The 20,739-nt window shown below is 48.3% G+C and carries 12 protein-coding genes; 2 read left to right on the top strand and 10 right to left on the bottom strand.

Features of this window, described 5'->3' with window-relative positions:
- Nucleotides 1–92 precede the first annotated feature (92 nt).
- The 4 genes from NLX82_RS05120 to NLX82_RS05135 form a co-directional block, all read right to left on the bottom strand.
- Entirely contained in the window at nucleotides 93–1,013 is a 921-nt protein-coding gene (locus NLX82_RS05120; protein ID WP_069081131.1) for a hypothetical protein, read from the bottom strand.
- A gap of 163 nt (nucleotides 1,014–1,176) precedes the next feature.
- Nucleotides 1,177–2,130, bottom strand: coding sequence for an ADP-ribosylglycohydrolase family protein (locus tag NLX82_RS05125; RefSeq protein ID WP_069081179.1), 954 nt, complete (start codon nucleotides 2,128–2,130; stop codon nucleotides 1,177–1,179).
- A gap of 81 nt (nucleotides 2,131–2,211) precedes the next feature.
- The gene (locus NLX82_RS05130) at nucleotides 2,212–3,297 is read right to left on the bottom strand and encodes a hypothetical protein (RefSeq protein ID WP_254347563.1); all 1,086 of its coding nucleotides are present in this window, start codon (nucleotides 3,295–3,297) and stop codon (nucleotides 2,212–2,214) included.
- A 2-nt stretch (nucleotides 3,298–3,299) separates the two neighbouring features.
- On the bottom strand, nucleotides 3,300–4,292 hold the full coding sequence (locus NLX82_RS05135) for a hypothetical protein (RefSeq protein ID WP_076264734.1): 993 nt from the start codon (nucleotides 4,290–4,292) through the stop codon (nucleotides 3,300–3,302).
- A 212-nt stretch (nucleotides 4,293–4,504) separates the two neighbouring features.
- On the opposite strand from NLX82_RS05135, the gene NLX82_RS05140 reads away from it, so the two are divergent.
- Both NLX82_RS05140 and NLX82_RS05145 read left to right on the top strand, forming a co-directional pair.
- Nucleotides 4,505–5,155 (top strand): hypothetical protein, encoded by a 651-nt coding sequence (locus NLX82_RS05140; protein WP_076264735.1) that lies wholly within the window; start codon nucleotides 4,505–4,507, stop codon nucleotides 5,153–5,155.
- 34 nt (nucleotides 5,156–5,189) lie between these two features.
- Entirely contained in the window at nucleotides 5,190–5,759 is a 570-nt protein-coding gene (locus NLX82_RS05145) for a DUF1697 domain-containing protein (protein WP_076264736.1), read from the top strand.
- A gap of 103 nt (nucleotides 5,760–5,862) precedes the next feature.
- Here the strand turns inward: NLX82_RS05145 and NLX82_RS05150 are convergent, their stop codons facing one another.
- The 6 genes from NLX82_RS05150 to NLX82_RS05175 all read right to left on the bottom strand — a co-directional run bounded on the left by NLX82_RS05150 (nucleotide 5,863) and on the right by NLX82_RS05175 (nucleotide 20,737).
- Nucleotides 5,863–7,608, bottom strand: coding sequence for a methyl-accepting chemotaxis protein (locus tag NLX82_RS05150; RefSeq protein WP_076264737.1), 1,746 nt, complete (start codon nucleotides 7,606–7,608; stop codon nucleotides 5,863–5,865).
- Between the two features lie 383 nt (nucleotides 7,609–7,991).
- Nucleotides 7,992–10,784 (bottom strand): alpha-mannosidase, encoded by a 2,793-nt coding sequence (locus NLX82_RS05155; RefSeq protein ID WP_254347564.1) that lies wholly within the window; start codon nucleotides 10,782–10,784, stop codon nucleotides 7,992–7,994.
- A 38-nt stretch (nucleotides 10,785–10,822) separates the two neighbouring features.
- Nucleotides 10,823–13,978: a beta-galactosidase gene (locus NLX82_RS05160; RefSeq protein WP_069081135.1), complete on the bottom strand. Its 3,156-nt coding sequence runs from the start codon at nucleotides 13,976–13,978 to the stop codon at nucleotides 10,823–10,825.
- Nucleotides 13,975–15,294, bottom strand: a complete 1,320-nt coding sequence (locus NLX82_RS05165; protein WP_069081136.1) for a glycoside hydrolase family 125 protein — start codon at nucleotides 15,292–15,294, stop codon at nucleotides 13,975–13,977. The genes NLX82_RS05160 and NLX82_RS05165 overlap by 4 nt, the downstream gene beginning before the upstream one ends.
- Before the next feature lie 26 nt (nucleotides 15,295–15,320).
- Nucleotides 15,321–18,434 carry an alpha-mannosidase gene (locus NLX82_RS05170; protein WP_069081137.1) on the bottom strand — a complete coding sequence of 1,038 codons (3,114 nt, stop codon included), beginning with the start codon at nucleotides 18,432–18,434 and terminating at the stop codon, nucleotides 15,321–15,323.
- A complete protein-coding gene (locus NLX82_RS05175) occupies nucleotides 18,434–20,737 on the bottom strand; it encodes a glycoside hydrolase family 3 N-terminal domain-containing protein (protein ID WP_069081181.1) in 2,304 nt (767 codons plus the stop codon). Before NLX82_RS05175 ends, NLX82_RS05170 begins: the two co-directional genes overlap by 1 nt.
- Nucleotides 20,738–20,739: the final 2 nt, after the last annotated feature.

The following is a 20,739-nucleotide window of genomic DNA, read 5'->3' on the forward strand; positions in this document are numbered from 1 at the left end:
CCCCCTCTTTGGCAATATCCATGAATTTAAAACAAGAATATAGGCTCAAATTACTTTCAATCAACAAAAAAGCCCACGTCTGACGTGGGTTTTTACGCTAACTCTTCTATAGCCACCTGGTACAGCAGAGAACCTTCACGGAGCAGCAGGCGGTTTTTTCTAAAATCCTGTTCGTGCGGCTGAAGAAACTCTTGATCGTCATTTAAAAAACGGATGTTTTGCCCTTTGCTCAAACTACCTGGCTTCACATTCTTTTTCAGGACATATTGTCCACTCTTTCCATACCCGCCGTCGAATAAAAAGTGATATCCATCTGTAGCCACCCCAGAGCAGCCGGAAATCCTCGGATTCATAAACGTAATATTCGTGTGGTCACTACCGGAAATACGTCCTAATGAAAAGTCTGAATAGTAATAAAACCAGATTTCCTGTTCGCTGACTACGTTTAATGCATAGCAATCATCAATAGCTGCTGCTTGGTTCTCATATATTTTATCTCCCTTTTCATTCCAGGCAACAAGGCCGGAGGACCCAACAGGCTCAACCCAACCATAATTGCCAAATATACCTTCGTCAAAATAACTGGTCCAGATCGTACCTTCTTCTGTTACCTGAACACTCTGGATGCCGTCTCCAAGCAACATCTCATTGACGGTATGACCTTCATAATCAAGGATTTTACCATTTAGATCGTATTGACCAGGTCCGTAATAATGGCACCGTGCTCCGACGAGTAACAAATGATTTTTTAGAGGCTGTACATAATGATAGTTGAACTGCTGCCCCTCCACACACACTTCTTGAATGTGATCGTCTAGGATGAGTACCTTGTAAGTATGTCTGTCTTTCAATGAGGCAGGCGTGAACATCCCCCGCACTCGTTCTGGGACTTTATCAATCAGCAAAATATACACGCGCCCATCAGGGCCAAATTGGGTCGAAACGATCTCAAATCCTTTTATATCGTTGGAAATATCAACAAATGAATGAAGCTGTTTATGTGGATGTGACAAGGTAATTCCTCCTCTGAAAGGTCAAAAAAGTGAAGTGTTATTTGTATTGAACTCATTTTGTCATAACGGCATGTTGCTGAGTAGGGCGGAAGTATGGCGATATAGCAAACAAAAAAAAACAAGCTGGGCTCTGCTTTATAAGAAAAGCAGCCCAGCTTGATCTTTATAGATGTTCCCCTTGGAGGGTTTGGTCCTTCTCGACCTTCTGCCATAAAGCCTCAGTCAGCTCATCTATTGTCTCCTTCATCGCCAGCTTCTCGCGCCAACGACTCGGGATACCGCTTATTCCGTAATAAGCTCCTGCAATTTGCCCGTACACCGCCCCAGTCGTATCAGCATCATCCCCCAGATTCACTGCCAGCAGTGCTCCCTCTTCAAATGAAGTCGAATGGTGGAATGCCCACAACGCAGCCTCAAGGGAACGAATGACATACCCGGTTCCTTGTATTTCGGGCGGCTCTTTATACCGGTAAGATCCCCGAATTATTTCTTCAATGGCTGCCGAATAAGCGGGCTCGTCCTGCCGCCACTTATAACAGACGTCCACCGATAACATGGATTCTTTGTCCGCTCCTCGCAAACCTGCCACAAGGATTGAAGCAAGCACAGCACAGGCCTCCACACTTTCGACTGCTCCATGGGTGGTTCGCGAGCTCATCTCAGCGTACATCACCGCCTCTTTCGGACGGTTCGCATAGGCCATAGCCACAGGTGCAAGCCTCATAATAGAGCCATTGCCGGCAGTCATGGGGTCAACGGACCCACTGTACGGATCTCCGGTAGCTTCGAAGCGATGCAGTGCTGTTCTCGTTGCACCACCGATATCAAAGCACGTTCCCGTGCTGCTCATATACCCCAAGTGGTACCAATTGGTGTATCGGCGCATTTGGTCTGCCGGATCAAAGCCATCTTTTCGCACCATACTCTCGGCCAAGCAGAGCGCCATCGACGTATCGTCCGTCCACTGCCCCGGCTTTAACCCAAAGACACCGCCGCCCACGATATCCGTTACAGGTTCAAATGTACCTGGACTGCTGAATTCCACAGTGGTTCCCAAAGCATCACCCACTGCCAGCCCAACCAGGCATCCCAAAAAACGATCCTTGATAAGTGCCATTTTGGTTTTACGCCCCTTTTCAAATGTAATAACTAACGCATATTTTCCCATCTCGCCAGGAAGGAAGCCCGACACTGCCATTTATTCGTAGCTTAAGGCTTTACAGCGGCTATCCGGTTTCAATTCAATGAAAATTCCTGCTTCTTGATGGTAAACGAGTGGAAACCGCTCCGTATCTACATATTCCCGCACACCGCTTGAAAGCCGCCATACCTGAAGCGAGACTCCTTTTCCCCATAAGAATAATCGGTCACCACAAATGGCCATATCCGCTTGGGGAAAAGGAAAAGTCCCGTCTTCAACAGGCTCACAATTTAGAGATGGAATCGCTGGAAGCACACGTCGGTACCCTGGCTGGGTCATATCGAATAGGACAACAGCCGGTTCAACTCCTTCCTCTCCCCAATCTTCCTCCTCCAGTAAATCAGCATCCATCTGTCCCCAAACCGCCAATGTATCGGGTCCTGTCCAGCACACTGGCCCATCCCAATCTATGGTTTGCCAAAGATCGCGAACCGACGGCCCCTTCTCCGATTCCCATGGATTCAGCAGCCAATCCGATAACGACCAAGTTCGGACCACTCCAATCGGAGCCCACACCCATCCCGTATCCGCAATCCACTTTCCCCCTGGTGAAATCAGCAGCCTCCCATGAAAATAATCTAGATAATGTTCATTTTTGCTGTCGCTGTTATAAACAGGGGTAGGCCTTGCTGTCAAAAGCATGCCTGTTTCTATATCCGTCAGGTCAAGCCGGTTCCATTCCTTCCCATGAACAAGAATGCATGCACCATCTTGGTGTACAAATGCCAGGGGAAACATACTTTTATCGTAGTGATATTCGTCCCGTGATAATTGCATTTTTTCTTGAGCATGGACTAAATCATACACTGCCGCATGCCGTCCAAAACGATTGGAGATAGCTACGTAGCTGCCGTCGGAACTGGTAACCATTTGGACAGGTTGCATGGGATTAAAATCAGGAATACAAATACGTGTGCTAAATTCTGCGCTGCCAGAGCGAAGTTCTAGTCTCCACAGTTCTGCTTGTGTGTTTAGTGCCAGCAGGGTTATGCTTTCCTGAGAGTCACCCTTTAGTGGATGAATGGCTGTAAGGCGTCCGATAGACGGTGGTAAATCAGGTAAAGAAACGTGATGGAATGGCATCATTAAACCCCTTTTATTCTTGATAAATAATAATCTATACCCGCATTTGTGAAGCTTGCTTTATCGACAAAAAATCTGATTTCAAGCAATGCAGTTAATACTTTCATAAAAACTCCCGGTTTTTTCTTGCAAAACAACTTAAGATATGTAATTTCGCTAGGATCTCTTTTGAGAACAAAATAGGAGTAATTCATCAAGATCAAATGGGAGATGAACTGCTCTGTTGGAGATTGATGCTCATTGATACAGTCTATCAGCACCTCTAATACCCTATTTTTATTAGATTTGTAGGCTTGCATAAACATCGTTGCTTCTACAAATGGCTTGTTGAAATCATCGAATGGAAAATCATATACATCATGACTACCCAGCATAAAGTTAACCCATTGGCCTTGTAAAAATTTTATTTTTTCCAGCGCTGCTTGTGTATCCATATCCATCTTACTTTTGTTAATATGCTCATGCAAAATGTTAATAAGAATGTGCAGATCATAATGTTGTGCGTCTTCCATTCTGTACATGATCCTATTATTTTCAATCGTCAGGCGATCATAAATGTCGTCACCTAAACCCAGTTCAAATAAAAGATGTTGGAGGAAAAGTAGTCTGTCCTGAGCAAACGTGAATTCATTGCCTCTCTCTCTTAGATGTGAAACTTGATATTGATAATAAAAACAAAATACGTTTTTTCTCCTATAAGCAACATCTTTATGTATATCAAAAACATTAAAAATGAACGAAAGCAATCGAATCAGGCGTTCAGCATCCGCTACGCTTAGAATGGGATGATCCATTTTTGTAAATAGCGACCTGTCAAACAGATCATGCCATCGCACTAGAGAAACATAATTCTGCTCGTTTATATTCAGGGTTAATATTCTTAAATTTTGCTCTTGATCGGGATAAGAATAAAATAGATATTCATGACTTAAATCAGAAATACGCTCATTAAAATAAGCTCTTAATTTGTAATCGTATATTTTAGAAAATGACATGCTTATCCTCCTTACAAGTAAGCCTGAGCATATTAAACTAAGCACAAAACATTTTCGAACTCCTATATTGTAAAATTAATCTGGATAGACTGGCAAGGCGGCACAATTACAGAAACATATGTTCTCCAAATCTATATTATGATATCTTTAGGCTAGAAATGAAACGTTATTGTCGGAGGTCATAGCCTACAATTAGAAAGGAATGAACACCTATGAAACAGTTAAGCGAAGCTCTGGCCTGTTTTGTACAACAACAAAACTTATATAATGAAGCCTATGGGCTGTTCCAAAACCACGACATCCAGCCCCGGATGGAGAAAATATCAGATTGCTGGGACAACCAGATTCCTGTATCCCCTGAACTTGAGTATCTGTATAGCCATTATGAAATGATCGATGCTAAGGCAGTGGGAACACACAAATTAAAAAATGCAGCAGTTGAAATCGGGGATGCCGCGGTTCTCTTTTTTGCCGCACCAGAACATCTGTATCGCCAACAGCTGGGCTATCGCTGGATTACATCTGGTGAGCTTGTCCAAGAATCTTCTTCGTGGCCGCCCCATCATGTCGTGATTGCCACTTTTAATGACGATCCAGTCATTGTCGATACTAGCGCACTCGGTTCCCCTGTATATGCTGCTTTCGAAGGCGGTGTCCCGCAGCAGATTGCTGACTCTTTAGCTAACTTCTTTACGGCTCTCTCCATCCTGATTGAAGGTGCCTGTACCTTTAAGGGAGAATTGAAATATGAGGAGACCTACGAAACCAAAGCAGAATATATCGAGCACGTAAAACCGCTGCTGCATCCGCTGTTGAGCGAAAATCAAACCACGTATTTAATGGAATACCTATCCCTTTGTTAGAAATCCTTTTTTTTGAAGAGAGGTGGGACTTTTTATGATCTATATCGCATTACTGCGGGGCATCAATGTTGGCGGCAACAACAAGATCGAGATGAAGAGGCTCAAGCAAACGTTTGAAAATGCAGGTATGGGGCATGTGACAACTTACATTAATTCTGGAAACATTATTTTTTCTAGTCAGACCCAGTCTAACCAGGAGCTTTCACTCATATTGGAACAGGCGATTCTGGAGGATTTTAGCTTACCCATCCGCGTCATCGTTCGTAATATGAAAGAGATTCAGAGCATTATGGAGGCACTGCCGAATGAATGGTCTAATGATACACAGATGAAAAGTGATGTAATGTTTCTGTGGGATGAAATTAACGATATTTCCGTTCTGGACAAGCTTCCTTTAAAAACAGGAATAGGCCATGTAATATATACGACCGGGGCCGTTCTGTACTCTGTCAGCAAAGAACAAGTCACAAAAAGCGGGTTAACGAAATTAGTCGGAACCAAGCTGTATCAGCAAATGACGGTGCGGAATGTGAACACAACTCGTCAGATTTATAAGCTGATGCAAATGGCTGAACAGGAAGAGTTGCAGGATACGAGTTCTTGACTGTAATCCAAAAGCAACGTTGGGAGGGTAAACTTAAAAAGGAGCCTTTTTAGGGCTCCCCAACTGTTTTTCTTCGATGTAAAAGTCTTTATATATTGTCTCGTTAAATTTTAAAGCCTTCGACCAGTTCATTCAGTCGGGCAGCGCTTCCCTTCACCTGATCAGACTGGTGTGCCACTTCAAGAGATTTCTCCGTCGATGAAACCATATTCTCTGCAATGTGCTGAGTGGATATAGCGGACTGTTCGCTGGCTGTTGCAATCTCATGAATCGCTCTCACCATCGTTTGGATGGTTGCATTCACCTGCTTAGAGGTGGCGTTCAAATCATTGACCGTGTTCGTATGCTCCACGGCATCATTGTAATATTGTCCTGCTGTATCCTCAAGCAGCTGATAATCCTTGCCTACCTGGGCTTGCAGGAAGTGCAGTAATTCTTCGGCATTAGTAGTTAAATTCTCTACCGATTGCACAACTTCTTGAGTAACACTCTGAATTTGGTCTACCGCGTGTTTGGAGCCGTCTGCCAACTTGCGAATCTCGTTAGCCACAACCGCAAACCCTCGACCTGACTCACCCGCACGAGCCGCTTCAATGGATGCATTTAGAGCCAGCAAATTGGTTTGTGCCGTAATTTCTAAGATGGACTGAGAAAGTAAACGAATTTGGTCTACGGCCTTGGCTCGTTCTAGCGCTTCCTTCATCTTTTCATTGGCCTTCCGGTAAATTTCCTTGGCCGCTTTATTGGATTCACTTGCCGCATGCTTCAATGTTTCGGCTTTTACACTTGTATCATGGGCAGACTGAGCTCTTTCTTGAGTTTTGACCGAAATGTACTCTGCTGCCCGCTGCATTTCTTCCGCCGAATGGTTCATATTTTCGGTGTATGCCGAAGTCTCTTCCATAGCTGCTGACAGCTGTTCGACCGTGGCAGATACATCTCTAATCCGCTCATTGAGATCTGTCATATTATGATTCGTCTGATCACTCAGTTGGTTAATTTGGCGTGACTCTTTGATAACCCCCGTAATGACCATTGAGGTTGAATCTGTCATTTGTTGAATGGCACGCGCAATCACAGCGATCTCATTATTTCCTTTAAGCAAGGCAGGATCAAGTGCTGCCGTTAAATTTCCTTGGGTAATCTCCTCACAGTATTTCGTAATTGTACTCATCCGGAAACGGATATTTCGAATGGCCGCAAAGGAGATGGTGATAAGAATAGCCAGCACGAGGGCCAGAACTGTGATCAAAACAATTGTACGCATTTTAATCTCATTTTGCGTATTTTGATATAAGTTGGCGGATTGCTCATTGTTATAATCTGAAATCGTAGTCAGCATCGTAACAATTGCCGTACTGGATTTATTAATCCGGCCTCTCTCTTCCGTGTCATACGTTCCGCTATTTTTTTTGACTGCCATGATTTGCTCAATATCCTGATAATATGTGTCTATACTCCCCCGTAGTTCCTCGTACATTTTCTGTTCCTTAGCATCCAAATTCCTTTGTGAGAATTCATTTAGTCCGGTTGTAACGCTATCTTTTCCTTTCTGCACCTGCTTATACTGTTTATCTGTGTACTCCTTATTGTCGAGTGTTTTTGTATAATTAGCCCGCATATTATAGAAATCACTTTTGACTTCAAGAATATTCGTTTGGTGTTGAAAGCGATCCACATACAAAATACCTTGACCCTCTTTAGCTTGATACATACCGATAACCCCTACCAACGATACAATGAGTAAACCCACTAAGCTGATTACAATCATGGAGATCATCGTTGTCGTAACCTTTAAATCTCTAAAACCCTTCCCTTTTTTAGTCCTGTCTGATAGCTTGTTACTCATCCAAACCCCTCCAGATCGTCTATGGATAATAGTTCACGCTGCTCTCAACTTTCACGAGTTTCCGCTCGGTCTCCTTGACATTGCCCTCCAAACAACACAATGAAGCAGATCACAGAACGTGATGATATCTATATTTATATATATCGGTAGAAAGCGCTTAAATTTATAAGTAAGATAACAGTGATGCAAAAATAAAGAATATTATAATAGGCAACTTCATAGTTGGACTTGCTATGTAACTCAAAAATTTTGATGCTCATGGGCTTAAAGAATTTGCTAAACCTATCTACTATTTACTTTTAGCCATAGGATAACAAGCCCCGATGATAAGTTATTCCATCGGGGTATATTATCCTATTGCTATGGCCTTCTTCTCTTTATTATTAAGTCTTCAATTTAAAACCTAGTGTGATAATTTCATGCGGCTTTACAGACTGAAGTAACTCATCAGAAGAATCCATTACGATGTCTTCTCCTTGTTCTTCGAGGATATTACTTTTATAAAAATCGTATTGCTGCGTCCTGGGCTTGATAATTAATTCGGCTATACTATGACTCATATTGTACCAGCGTAACAGCACATCCCCCGACAGCTCATTCATTTTCATAGAGGAAAAGGCAAGCTCCGTGCTTTTCCAATCAAACGGCGCATAATCTGGAGCAACTGTACCCTCATGAATCCCCGTTTGTTTTACAATCCAAGGAATTTGGTATTGATAGGCTTCTCTATACGCGCCGGACTGAATACCGTCGCCATCATGTGGAATGATTTCCAGACGGGCGGTATGCTCACCTGGACATTGCGCTTCCGGCGTCGGGAACCATCCCCAATCACCCAGCTCGCCAACTGAGCGAAGCAGCGTTACTGCAATCGTGTTACGTCCATCACGCAGCACTTCATATTCATTCAACCCGAGATTGGCCACGATCAGACCGGTTTGTTCCCCGCTTACATCCACAAACGCCTGCTGATGCTGTGTGTTGCTTGGGTTTTCCCACTCAGGTGAGGGTTCATTGTCCCGGATTGCAATTTCAAACATGGAGTCCACCCGATGCTGACCAGAGTGTATTTCTGTCGGAAACAGCGCGCGTAGTCGGTGATCCTTGGCTTGGTTGTTGAAGGTGGTTTCCATGGAAACACCCCTGCTGTTCCGAGATAAAGAAATGACAGTCCGTATCGTCAGCGGAACAGTCTGTCGGGAGCGCTGAGCCTGACGATACGGATAATAAACTAGCTCTCGCTGCTCCTGCCCCAGCGTTTCATCCGCAGAGGCCGGTATTTCCCAATGATGGATAATCTCCAAGGATGCGAGAAAAGGTGTATCTTCAAGCACACGGATGTCAGCGATCAAATCTTCGGTGGTCAGCGCCTGCTCTCCCTCGGGCTGTCTGAACATATACTCGTTGCCGATATCACCAACATTTTCATATACGCCAAGGTCTTTGTAGCTGCAGCCTGTACGCTTATCCCTCAGGGTAAAAGAGCCGTTATCCGCAATTTCGACGTGAAGCAAATCATTTTCCATACTTCGACTGCCTTGAAAAAGTGAAGAGGAGTCAGTCTCGACATTGCTTCTCAGCCAAGCATAGGTTTTTAAGCCTAGCAGGGGCACACGTTCTACCTCAAAGGTAAGGCGAACCCGACGAGACATGTAAGGCTGGCGGAATCGATCATCCGGCAAATCATAACCGAACTGTAGCCCGAGGTCCTCCACCTTGCATGCCACCGGACACCCTTCACTGTCCACCAGTACGCGCCCGGAAAGATCCACTTTCTTCGCTCGATGAGAGGCCTCCTCAAGCGTGTATCCTTCACGGAAGTACAGACGCACCACTTCCAGTTCTGCCGACACTATACCACTGCGTTCCCATCCTGACGTATTAAAAATCACGAGTGGCAACGCATCTTCTCCAAAGCGACTGAAGCCCGTCGTATCCACTGCTTGCGCAATGACCTCAATGCTTTCATCCACAATGCTCTCGGCTACATGACGGCTCTTATCAAACCGGGTCACCATCTCACGGTGCACCTCGTCCACACTACAGCCGCAAATACTGTCATGCGGATGGTTCTGCATCAGTGTTTTCCAGGCATAGGTGAACAAATGGTGAGGGTAAGCCTGCCCCAACAGATGCGCGAAGGTTGCAAGCGGCTCAGCCACTTTTTCCAGCATCACTTGTCCCAACTGGTTCATCTGTTTCAAATACACCCGGGCAGAAGCCGTATTCACCAGCGTTCCCCAGCCGTCCGTGCGCTGACTGCGAAACTCTCCCTTCACTGACGAGAGTTGCCTTTGGGAAGCCCGTTTCAGAGAGGTCAGATAATCGTTGAAATTAGAATGAATAAACTCGATATCCGGATAAAGCTTCTGTGCCGTACGGATTGCTTCCGGTAAATCAAGCTGTAAAGGCTGGTGATCGCATCCGTTCATGAACAGCAGCTCGCCAGTTGAAGCATATTTTTGCGCATCATCCAGTTTACGCTTCCAATAAACCTTGGCTTCCGCCTCATCTACCGGAACCTCATTGCCGTTGGAATACCAGTTAGCGAATAAAATACCGAGTACCTCCGATCCGTCTGGCCCCGTCCATAACAGTTCCGAAAAGGAGGACTCGTAGCCTCTATCCGACACTGTATTGTTAAACCCTGTGGGCTTTACGCCCCTTCCGAAGAAAACATTCGTAATCCCCGACTGTAGCATTAACTGCGGAGTCTGCCCAACCAGACCAAACGTATCGGGGAAGTATCCGATCTTGGACGGATTGCCGTAACGTTCAGCATCGCGGTGCCCGATCTGCATATTACGTACATTGGCTTCGCCGCTGGTCAGAAAAGCATCCTGCAAAATGTACCAGGGTCCGATAAAAATACGACCATTGCGAATATGCTGCTCCAGCCGTTCCTTATGCTCGGGGCGAACCTGTAGATAATCCTCCAGAATGATCGTCTGCCCGTCCAGATAAAAGCTTTTATAATCCGGGTCCTGCTCCAGCTTATCCAGTAGAGAATCCATCAGGCTAATCAGGCGCATATGGTGCTTCTCATAAGGCAAATACCACTCCCGATCCCAGTGGGTATGCGAAATAATATGTGCTGTCGTCTTGCTACCCGTATATGTGTCTACTTCCCTGCTTATCGCTTGATTGCTGATTGATTCATCCCTTTGCTCGCTCATTGTATATCTCCTCACCGTATATCTTGACCTGCCATTGTTCACTGCATCACTTCAATCGTCACGTCCTCGGGACGATATACTGCTAGCAACTGACCTTCTCGATCCACAGCAAACAAGACAGAGCGGCTCCTTGGCAACAGAAAAGCGTAGGATAATCCAGTCGCCTTATCTCGAACACGCACTTGCGTATCCCGGGAAAACTCCGATACGAAAATATACAAGCCCCCATTCTCGAAATTCAGCTTACGTCCATATAGTCCCGGCTGATCGCCACCGTCTATCCACTCCAGTTCTCGCTCCACCCCGGCGGCAGTGAGGGCATAGCGATATAGCTCACCAATCGGCTCATCCCTGCCATTCAACTCCAGTGGAAGCGGACTCCAGATCAAGCGCCCCTTGCCAAGCGGCAGGTTCACGACTTCATCCCCCATCGCTCCATCCGCTTCCGGTGACAGTTGTTCCTCCTTAGCCACCTCAGCAATTCGCCGCTGACCGAATGAGACAGGGAAGGTTTGACCCTCCAGACTCATCACTTCCTCCCGTTGGACGTTCCCCAGCGTACGCTGCCCAATAATATCATCGACTCGGTCGCTCACTTTCCAGTAAGGATCAAGGCCCAACGGTCCGGTGACTAGTAAAGTCACACCGAAGGAACGTACCATTTCCAGAAGATGTTCCAGCGATGTACTGTCGAAATTGTGCGCGCTAGGGATCATAATCAGTTTCGGTAACTGCCGCTTGAGCGAGTCCAGATGATACTCGGAGACGGCACGGAATGGCTGCTTGAGATCATAGGACATCACCCGGGTAAGCCGTGTCGTGGCATCAAAGGCAAGCGATCGGTTGGAGAAATCATTCGAGTACGGGAATACAACAGCCGTTTCCTCCAGTTTTCGGTCTGTAAACAGATCGCGAATATCATTCATAAAACGCCCAAAATCGTAAGATACCTCTGCTTCCGGCTTCTCGGTCCCATCCGCACGTAACGCACCGATGTGAGATTCATTGGCATTATCCATATAAAAGTTCGTATTCCATATCCAATGAATCGCACCCGCTCCGCCAGTCGAAAAGGCATACGCATACTTGCGCTCCAGCATGTCGCGCAGCTCCGCCTCTGAACGCTTGGCTCGACCATCCGGCGTCTCAACATACATCATTCCGGTTTCCTGCACGAGATTCGGTTTGTCTGGTGTTTTGGCAAAAATACCGTCCCACACCAAATGGTCATTCAGCCACCATGAATGCACCGTCGTATAATCCACCACAGCCTCATAAAAAAACGGAGACGGCCGCTGCGCGCCCATTGCCTCGTCCTGTCCTACAGTTACCAAATGCCCGGGACAAAGCTCTCGAATCGTAGTCGCCAATTGCTCGGCCCACAGATTGTGCATATCCATTGAAAACAGACAGTAATCCAGCCACTTGGCTCCCTTTTTGGCCTGATGCATATCCTGAACGTCGAAGTTTATCTCCTCCGGCTCGGGAATTGTGGCAGAAGCAAAACAGGGAAGCTGCTGTGGCGTCATATTCCATGCTTCCTGCAAACCCTCAATGCTGCCGTGCCGTTGCCCCAGCCATGTGCTGAATGCCTCCTGTTCCCATGAGTTCCTCGCAGAACGCGGACCATCCGCGAAAATGCGCGACGGATCAAACATGGAAGGCTCGTTAATCAGATCCCAGTCTACATGGGTTGTAGTCGTGTGACGGCTGACAATACTGCGAATGAACCGCTTTTGTGCTTCCACGCTTTGCGGATCGAGATAAGGGTTAACCCCTTCCCATGTTTCCGGTGTAAAAGAAAAGAACGTGAACGTCACCTGCAATCCATGCCTTTTGGCTGTCAGCAAAAAAGCATCAATTGCGCGAAGCGCCTCTTCCGAGGCGTGCCCGTCTATCTGCATCATGTTGCGATAAGCCGTCCATACCCCTGTACGAATCCAGTTGATGCCCGCTTTGGCCATCTGGGCCATATCCCGGTCCCAAATTGCTGCATTGGGCAAAAACAGAAACTTCCGTGCTACATCTGAGGTCATATAGGTCATGCCGACAACAGGCAACGGGCGCCCATCCTTTATAAAATAGTCCCGACTGCGCATGATGATCTGTCCTTCAGCCAGCAGTTCGGCATCCTGCCCCCAAAAGCCCTGTCGCAATATACGCACTTCACCATCCGATGACTCGGCTCGGCAAATGACCCGATATAAACCGCTTAGGATGGAAAAGGAAAGGGGAATACGTACAAAGTCCTGTTCTCTGCTAACTTCAATTTGCAAGCGCTTGCTCCATACCTGCTGACTGTGATCATCCAATATTTGCTCCACCGTCAGGTCAAAGCTCCATATCTCGTGATATCTGGGCGTGGCTCCTCCTCGCTGCAATCTTTGGGTTTGAAGTGTCAGTACGGCTCGTTCCCCAGGCTCATAAGCAGCATAGTTTGGCTTGATAGATAGCTCCGTCATCCCCTTGGCGCAAAAACGTGCCCATTGGGCAAGCAACTGCTCCCCATCCTGTTCCCAAAAGGAAGCTATCAACGGCAATTGGACAAACATCCAGCGTGCGCCGGCAAACAGACCTCGGGCATGCTCCCATAGCACCACTGGGGCGGCAATGTCCCGTCCGTCCTTACTTACTCCCTTGAGCAAAGGATAAATTCGCGTATTCATCGGCCCGGCAGAGCCCATTTGGTGCGGCAGATCGCTGCTTTTGGTCGTATGTGGAACGAGATTCCACGTATCCGCCACCTGGAACAGAGACTCCTGACCACACAGCACAGGAATATCCTCTGGTGCGACCAGGGAAGTCACCTTCGACGCGTCTACTCTCAGCACCTCATGAATATGCAATTCCTGATGATATGCAGTCTGCTCAGTCTCAATTACCCAGTCTCCATGCTCATCAGCAGGATCGCGGACCGGATTCTTAAAGGGTGCTCCCCCGACGTTAAGCAGCCCCCCTCCCCTGTGGAGAAATGCCACGATTTCGGTCCAGGCGGACTTGGGGAAGTACGGTGCATGCAGATTGACAAAGCAGCCGTTGTCCATATGCTTTAGCGTTTCAGCCAGTTCATCGGCTCGTACGACCACCACGTCTGCAACTCCCTGAAATGCCTCGTCTGGCAACAGGCTCCCTATAGCGGGAAAGCCTTGCTCACTGAAAACAACGATGGATGGGTTTACTATGGATTCATTCATAACAAGCCATCCTTCATGGCCTTATACACAAGCTGGGCAAACAGACTGTTGGACCAGGCGAACCATTTTCTCGTATAAACCGTGGGATCATCTGCATGAAAGCCTTCATGCATATATCCGGTGTCGCCATCGGTCGCTTCCAGCATCCGGATCATCTCCAGCTTTTCTTCTGTGGTCTGGGCCGTTAACCCTTGCATAGACAGGGACATATGCCAGATGTAACCCGGCAGAGTGTGCGGACTTCCGATGCCTTTAGCCGCCTTGCCTTCATAGTAAAACGGATTCTCCTGACTTAAAGCGAAGAGTCTCGTATTTTGATAGATAGGATCGTCCGCCGTCGTATAGCCCAAATACGGAATGGACATCAATCCTGGCGTACCTGCGTCATCCATCAGGCAGTAGTTGCCAAATCCGTCCGTTTCATAAGCATATATAGGCCCGAATACCGGGTGGCGGTAAATACCGTACAAGCGGATACCGTGCTCCACCTCAGCCTCCAGCTCCTTCAGCTCGTTCAGAAAGTCCATATCACGAAATACCCACTCCGCAAACTCCTGCATCTGCCGTAGAGCAACTACGGCAAACATATTACCGGGTATATTGTAGTGGAAATCGCAAGCATCATCACTGGAACGGAAGCCCGACCAAATCATCCCTGTATAATTTACAGGCATACCGAGTCCCAGATTGCGCAAGGAATCGGTGAAAATGCCGTTATTACGCGTAAACCGATACGCAGATTGCTCTTGGTGATGCTGCTCCGTTTTGAACACATCCACCATTTTACGCAGAGCCATCTTGAATTTTGAATCAAAAATATCGGTAAGCTCCGTTTCCTTCCAGTACATATAAGCCAGCCGAATGACAAAGCAAAGCGAGTCGATTTCAAATTTTCGTTCCCACACCCATGGCGACATTTCCGTCTCATCAGCCGCGTTCCAGTGCCAGTCATTCGCCGTCTCATTGAACGCATTCGCATACGGGTCTATGAGGACATAATGAATATGGCGCTTGATCAGACCACCAATGATACGCTGTAAATCAGCATCCTCCCTGGCTAACGGCACATAATGAATGACCTGCTCTACGGAATCCCGCAACCAAAGAGCCGGAATATCACCTGTAATGAGAAACGTTGTCCCATCATCCATTAGTTTGGTCGTCGTCTCCAGCGAATTCGGAAAACAGTTTTTAAACAGCTTCAGCAGCTTCGGCCTGTGAGCCAGTGCTTGCTCCGCTTCCTTAAGTACGTCCTGAACAGCCTGCGGCAAGTCAAGGTCGGGCATCGGTATTTTGGGAAGTCTGAATTGTTCCAATAGCTTTTTCGCTCCTTTATCAATATCTATTGCAAGCGTATCGTTTTAATTTCATAAGGTGTAAAAGACAATGTGAGACAGCTACCTTCCAGCTCAAGCGGCTGAAGGGGTTCCTCCAGCGCATTCGACACGTAGGCTGCGTTGAACGTGTAAGGCCAGATCAACTTGATCGTTTCCCGTCCCCCAGAAGATTCGTACAAACGAAGAATCGTCCCCAGTCCATCTTCGGCCGGCTTGATCGTATCCAGCACAACGTGACGGCTATCAAAGTTAATGAACGATCCGCTGCTCGGCAGCACTCCAGTGCTGCGCTTTTGCTGTTGCACAACAGGCATATCTTGGTTCAGCTCAGCCGCATGACGCAAGGTATGGGCGCTGCGCCAGTCTCCCACATGCGGATATAGCGAATACGTAAAATCGTGCTCGCCCAGATCGGCATCTTTATCCGGCCATTTGGGTGCACGCAGCAGAGACAGACGGATGGTGCTGTCTTGAATGTCGTAGCCATATTTGCAATCATTGAGCAGACTCACGCCATACCCGTGCTCGGAAACATCCGCAAATCGGTGTCCACACACTTCATACTGCGCCTGCTCCCAGCTCGTATTCCGATGGGTCGGCCGCTCCAAAGCACCAAAAGGAATTTCATATGTCGCCTTGTCCGTAACCACATCTATAGGAAAGCCTACCTTTAGCAACTTGTGCGCTTCATTCCAGCTCACATGCGTCCTGAAATCAATTCGCCGCTCATGATGATAAAAAATCACATCCTGTGTCATTTCAGATTGATGGATTCGCCATCGGAAGCGCAGCACATCCTTCGTTTTCCCCTGGAGCACTACTTGTTTTTCCAGCAACTCGGCTTCTCCTGCTACCTGTTCCTCATAGCGGTCATCCAAGTCCCATGCATCCCACAAGGTCGGACGGTCATGGAAAAAATGAAAACGGTTTGCCCGTGCCCCGTGCTTCAAGATTTCACGGTTTGCCGCTTTATCCAGCAGACGAATCATTTCGCCCCGCTCATTAAATTGCACCTTATAAAATCCCGTCTCCCAGATATCCCCCAGCGATCCAGATATCACATCTAGCTCGGGCTTCTCACCTGTTTGAGCCTGTTCTCGCTCCAACCAAATCGTTTTGTAGCCCAGTGCAGGAACATCCGGAATACGGACCGAAATGCCGCCTTCCTCCATATCGATGTCCAGCCGCTCGGCTTCATCATTAGCGTAGTGGTAGGCATACAATCCCTTTGCCGATTCCGTAGCAATATGGATCACGGCACTACGGCTCCAGCCCAGGCTGTTAAACACAAGATACGGCATTCCTGTTCTCGAGCCTTCCGTGTTCACTTGAGCCGCCAGCGTCGTAATCCCCTGTTGAAGCCCGACATGTCCCCATTCGAAAATTTGCTGATACTCCTTATCCGAAGTGCCGTAAACCTCGGTAATCGCAGAGCCGGGGATAATATCGTGGAACTGATTCAACAAAATCAGCTTCCAGCCCTCATGCAATGCCGAACAGATGTCCTGCACCTGCTTCGGCTCCAGCTTTGGTAATGCCAGCGTGCTCCATAGCTCTGCCTCGCGGTAGACTCCCTCCGCTTTCCGGTTATTACGTTTGTTGCGAGCATGGGTCGTGTAGGTTCCCCGGTGCAACTCAAGGTACAAGTCACCATGCCATTGGGGAAGCTTCGGATGCGCCTGATCTATGCCTGCGAAAAACTGCCCCGCCGTGCTGAACCGACTCGCAGGCAGTCCCACCATTAGCGGAGAACGCTCTATATATTCCAGCATTTCACGCGTAACTCCACCGCCGCCGTCTCCATGTCCATAGAGCAACATGTGCTCAGGATGAGCCGATTTTTCACGATAGGACTGCCAATGGTCATGAATGTCCTGTGGCCGTGTATTTTCATTCACGCCATGATTGAGGTAGGACAACATCGAAGTACCATCGATGCCCACCCAGTGGAACAAATCGTAAGGAAACACATTCGTATCATTCCAGCCGAGCTTGGTCGTCATAAAATAGTCTATCTTCCCATGCTTTAAAATCTGCGGCAGGGACGCACAGTAGCCGAACGTATCCGGTAGCCATTCGATATGAGAGGTTTTGCCGAATTCCTGTTGGTAAAAACGCTGACCATACAGCATTTGGCGGATGAGTGATTCGCCACTGGGCAGGTTCAAATCAGGCTCTACCCACATCCCCCCAACCAGCTCCCACCGTCCTTCGGCGACTCTCGCTTTGACCCGTTCATACAGCTCTGGATCATTTTCTTTTACAAAAGAGAACAGCAGCGGCTGGCTCTGTGCATATTGATATGCCGGGTATTCATCCATCAGCGCATCCACCGTTGAGAAGGTTCGGCTTGTTTTCCGTACGGTCTCGCGCATCGGCCACAGCCAGGCAATGTCAATGTGCGACTGTCCTACCATGTGCTCCAAACCTTGCGCATTCCCACCGATCTCCTGAACTTGCTGAATGAGCTCCTTTTCTGTCGCTGAGATCGCTCCCCCTTCTCGAATGGCGTCTTCCTCCAAATTCGCAAAGCAATCCATCACCCCATACAGAGCTTTCAGCAGGCGTATTCTGCGGATATCGCCCTCAGGCAGCAGTAGAGCGGCTTCGCTAATAACGGTAACGGTATACATCAGACTCTGCACGGGCTTGTTTAGCCGTACAAGATAGCTTGTAATAGAAGAAATCGGAGGTTGAATGACAGCCTGCCGATTAAGTGGATCAACGGGTTCGGGTACAGGATCAAACAGTTCTATATCCAATACCGGTGAAGGCCCGATGACCTGCGGATTAAGCGTGACATAGGTATGATTGCGATCAAGCCCGTGATAGGCAGCACCATTGACCCGCAGCAATCCTTCTCCCCCGGACTCAAACACCAATCCAAAAGGTTTTCTCAACCACGCTGTCGGTACATCCAACTGCGTTTGAAAAAAATAAGTCGTCCCCTGACTGCTGGGGAATCGCTTGAGGTCCAGTCCTTCCGATAAAGGTGCGTCGTCTTCGTATTGACCTGGTGTTTGGTAAGTGGAGCGTGTAATGTTCCAGCTTCGCAAATCCAGCTTCTCCAGCCATTGGCATTCCGACAATTCCCGAATCAGGCGTTTGATACGCTCCATTATTCATCCTCCCGTACGATCAACTCGGCACACAGGGTATCTTTGGAGTGCCTGCCTACTTGAATAGAAAATCGCCCTGCCTCAACGACCGGCTGTAGATCACGCCCTATATATTGCAGCTTGTCGGAGCCTACAACAAACTCAACCGTCCGTGTTTCTCCCGGCTTTAATACAACTTTGCAAAAGCCCTTGAGCTCCCTGATTGGGCGGGTCACCAAACTCACCGTGTCCGAGATATAAAGCTGTACTACCTCAGCTCCTTCCCGTTCACCCGTGTTGGTTACATCGACTGTAACCGTAACGGATTCGTCCGCTCGGATCGAGTTGGTGCTTAATGTAAGCCTTTCATAGCTAAATGTCGTGTAGCTGAGACCGTAGCCAAACGGATAGCAAGGCTCGGAATCGTCCTCCAGATACCGCTTGCCCCGGGAACGCTTGCCATTGTAATATACCGGCAACTGGCCGACATGCTTAGGGATGGAGAGGGTCAAACGTCCCGAAGGATTTACATCCCCAAATAAAATATCCGCGATTGCATGTCCCCCCTCCTGACCGGGATACCATGCTTCCACAATGGCGTGCGCATGCTGCTCCACCCACGGCTCAGCAATCGGTCGCCCGTTCATATAAACGACGACAAGTTCCTTTCCCAGCCTGTAGACTTCCTGCATGAGTTGGAGTTGTACCCCCGCAAGCCCCAACGTCATCCGGTCGATGCCTTCGCCGCATTCCATGTCGTTCCAATCGTGATCCGATACCTTCGATGCGCCGGTTTTAAGATCAATCGTCCCTTCCCCGAAATCGCGGGCGCTGGATCCTCCAACCACCATCACCACTGTATCGGCCTCAGCCGCACATGCCAGTGCATTTTCAAAGCCTTCCCGGGATTCTCCCTTGATCCGGCAGCCAGGTGCGTACAGAACGCTAACCTGATCCTTGCCCAGCTTGCCACGGATACCATCAAGTACAGTTATCACGCGGGATCTAGGCTGCGGTGATGTATAATCTCCCAACTGATTGTAGACCTGATCCGCATTCGGGCCGATGACCGCAATACGCTTGGAGGTTTTCGGCAGGGGGAGCGTTCCATCGACGTTTTTGAGCAGCACAATCCCTTCTGTCGCAATCTGACGAGCCAACCGAATATGCTCCGCCTGACCAATCACCTGCTCTGCTCGTTCCGCATCCACATACGGTTTGTCAAACAGACCCAGCCTGAATTTTAGCGTGAGCACCCTGCGAACCGCCCGATCCAGCACACTCGTCTCCAGCTTGCCAACGCGAACCGCCTCGGCCAGATGACTTCCGAACATTTCGCCGGACATTTCCATATCAATCCCTGTGCGAATCGCCTGCACAGCGGCATCCAATCCATCCTCGGCCACATCGTGCCCGCTCGCCAACATTTCAATCGCGCCACAGTCCGTAATGATCACACCGTCAAATCCCCACGCCTGACGAAGAATATCGTCCAATAGCTCAGCATTCACTGTACACGGGACCCCATCGATTTCGTTATAGGCTGGCATAACAGATTGCGCCCCTGCTTCCACCGCTTTTTGAAATGGATACAGATCCACCTCCAAAAGCTCGCGCCAGCCCATATGCACAGGTCCGGCGTTACGTCCGCCTTCCGAGCTGCCATAGCCTGCAAAATGCTTTAATGTGGCAGCTACGCTATGTTCGCTGAGTAAGCTTTTCCCCTGAAGCCCCTCCACTGCGGCAACAGCAAATTCACCGATGAGATAAGGATCTTCGCCGAAGCATTCCTCTGTGCGTCCCCAGCGCGGATCACGCACAACATCAAGCACGGGCGAGTACGTGACCGCCCCACCCTGAGCGCGGGTTTCACTCGCAACCGCACGGCACATATCGCGGTACAGATCGACATTCCATGTGCTGCCGATGGACAGCGGAACCGGAAACACAGTGCCGTCAATCGCCATATGCCCATGAGAGCATTCCTCACCGATCAGTATCGGGATGCCAAGCCGGGAATGCTCTACTGCATAGCGTTGGATCAAGTTCACAGCCTTCGCCCCTTGCTTGGCAGATAAGCCATTCTCCAAGGTCACCCCGGTCCACGGATCAGCGCGAAGTACCCCGTATAAGGAACCGACTCCCCCATTTTGCACCTGCTGCTTGAAATCATGATGTAGGGACAATCCCCCATCTGTGTGCTCATACACTTGCCAGCCAAAGGGCTGCACAAGCTGTCCCACCTTTTCCTCTATTGTCATCAAACCGATTAAGTGCTCCACCCGTTCTTCGATCGGTTTGCTTTTATCTTTATAAATCAACATGG

Origin of the sequence: Paenibacillus sp. A3M_27_13 (genome assembly GCF_024213315.1) — a bacterium.
In the GTDB taxonomy this organism is placed as follows: Bacteria; Bacillota; Bacilli; order Paenibacillales; family Paenibacillaceae; genus Paenibacillus; species Paenibacillus polymyxa_B.

What these genes read in the sequence shown, in the direction of transcription:
- NLX82_RS05125 (WP_069081179.1), bottom strand. Translation starts at nt 2,130, where the DNA reads ATGGCACTTATCAAGGATCGTTTTTTGGGATGCCTGGTTGGGCTGGCA.
- NLX82_RS05145 (WP_076264736.1), top strand. Translation starts at nt 5,190, where the DNA reads ATGATCTATATCGCATTACTGCGGGGCATCAATGTTGGCGGCAACAAC.
- NLX82_RS05135 (WP_076264734.1), bottom strand. Translation starts at nt 4,292, where the DNA reads ATGTCATTTTCTAAAATATACGATTACAAATTAAGAGCTTATTTTAAT.
- NLX82_RS05160 (WP_069081135.1), bottom strand. Translation starts at nt 13,978, where the DNA reads ATGAATGAATCCATAGTAAACCCATCCATCGTTGTTTTCAGTGAGCAA.
- NLX82_RS05150 (WP_076264737.1), bottom strand. Translation starts at nt 7,608, where the DNA reads ATGAGTAACAAGCTATCAGACAGGACTAAAAAAGGGAAGGGTTTTAGA.
- NLX82_RS05130 (WP_254347563.1), bottom strand. Translation starts at nt 3,297, where the DNA reads ATGCCATTCCATCACGTTTCTTTACCTGATTTACCACCGTCTATCGGA.
- NLX82_RS05175 (WP_069081181.1), bottom strand. Translation starts at nt 20,737, where the DNA reads ATGTTGATTTATAAAGATAAAAGCAAACCGATCGAAGAACGGGTGGAG.
- NLX82_RS05170 (WP_069081137.1), bottom strand. Translation starts at nt 18,434, where the DNA reads ATGGAGCGTATCAAACGCCTGATTCGGGAATTGTCGGAATGCCAATGG.
- NLX82_RS05140 (WP_076264735.1), top strand. Translation starts at nt 4,505, where the DNA reads ATGAAACAGTTAAGCGAAGCTCTGGCCTGTTTTGTACAACAACAAAAC.
- NLX82_RS05155 (WP_254347564.1), bottom strand. Translation starts at nt 10,784, where the DNA reads ATGAGCGAGCAAAGGGATGAATCAATCAGCAATCAAGCGATAAGCAGG.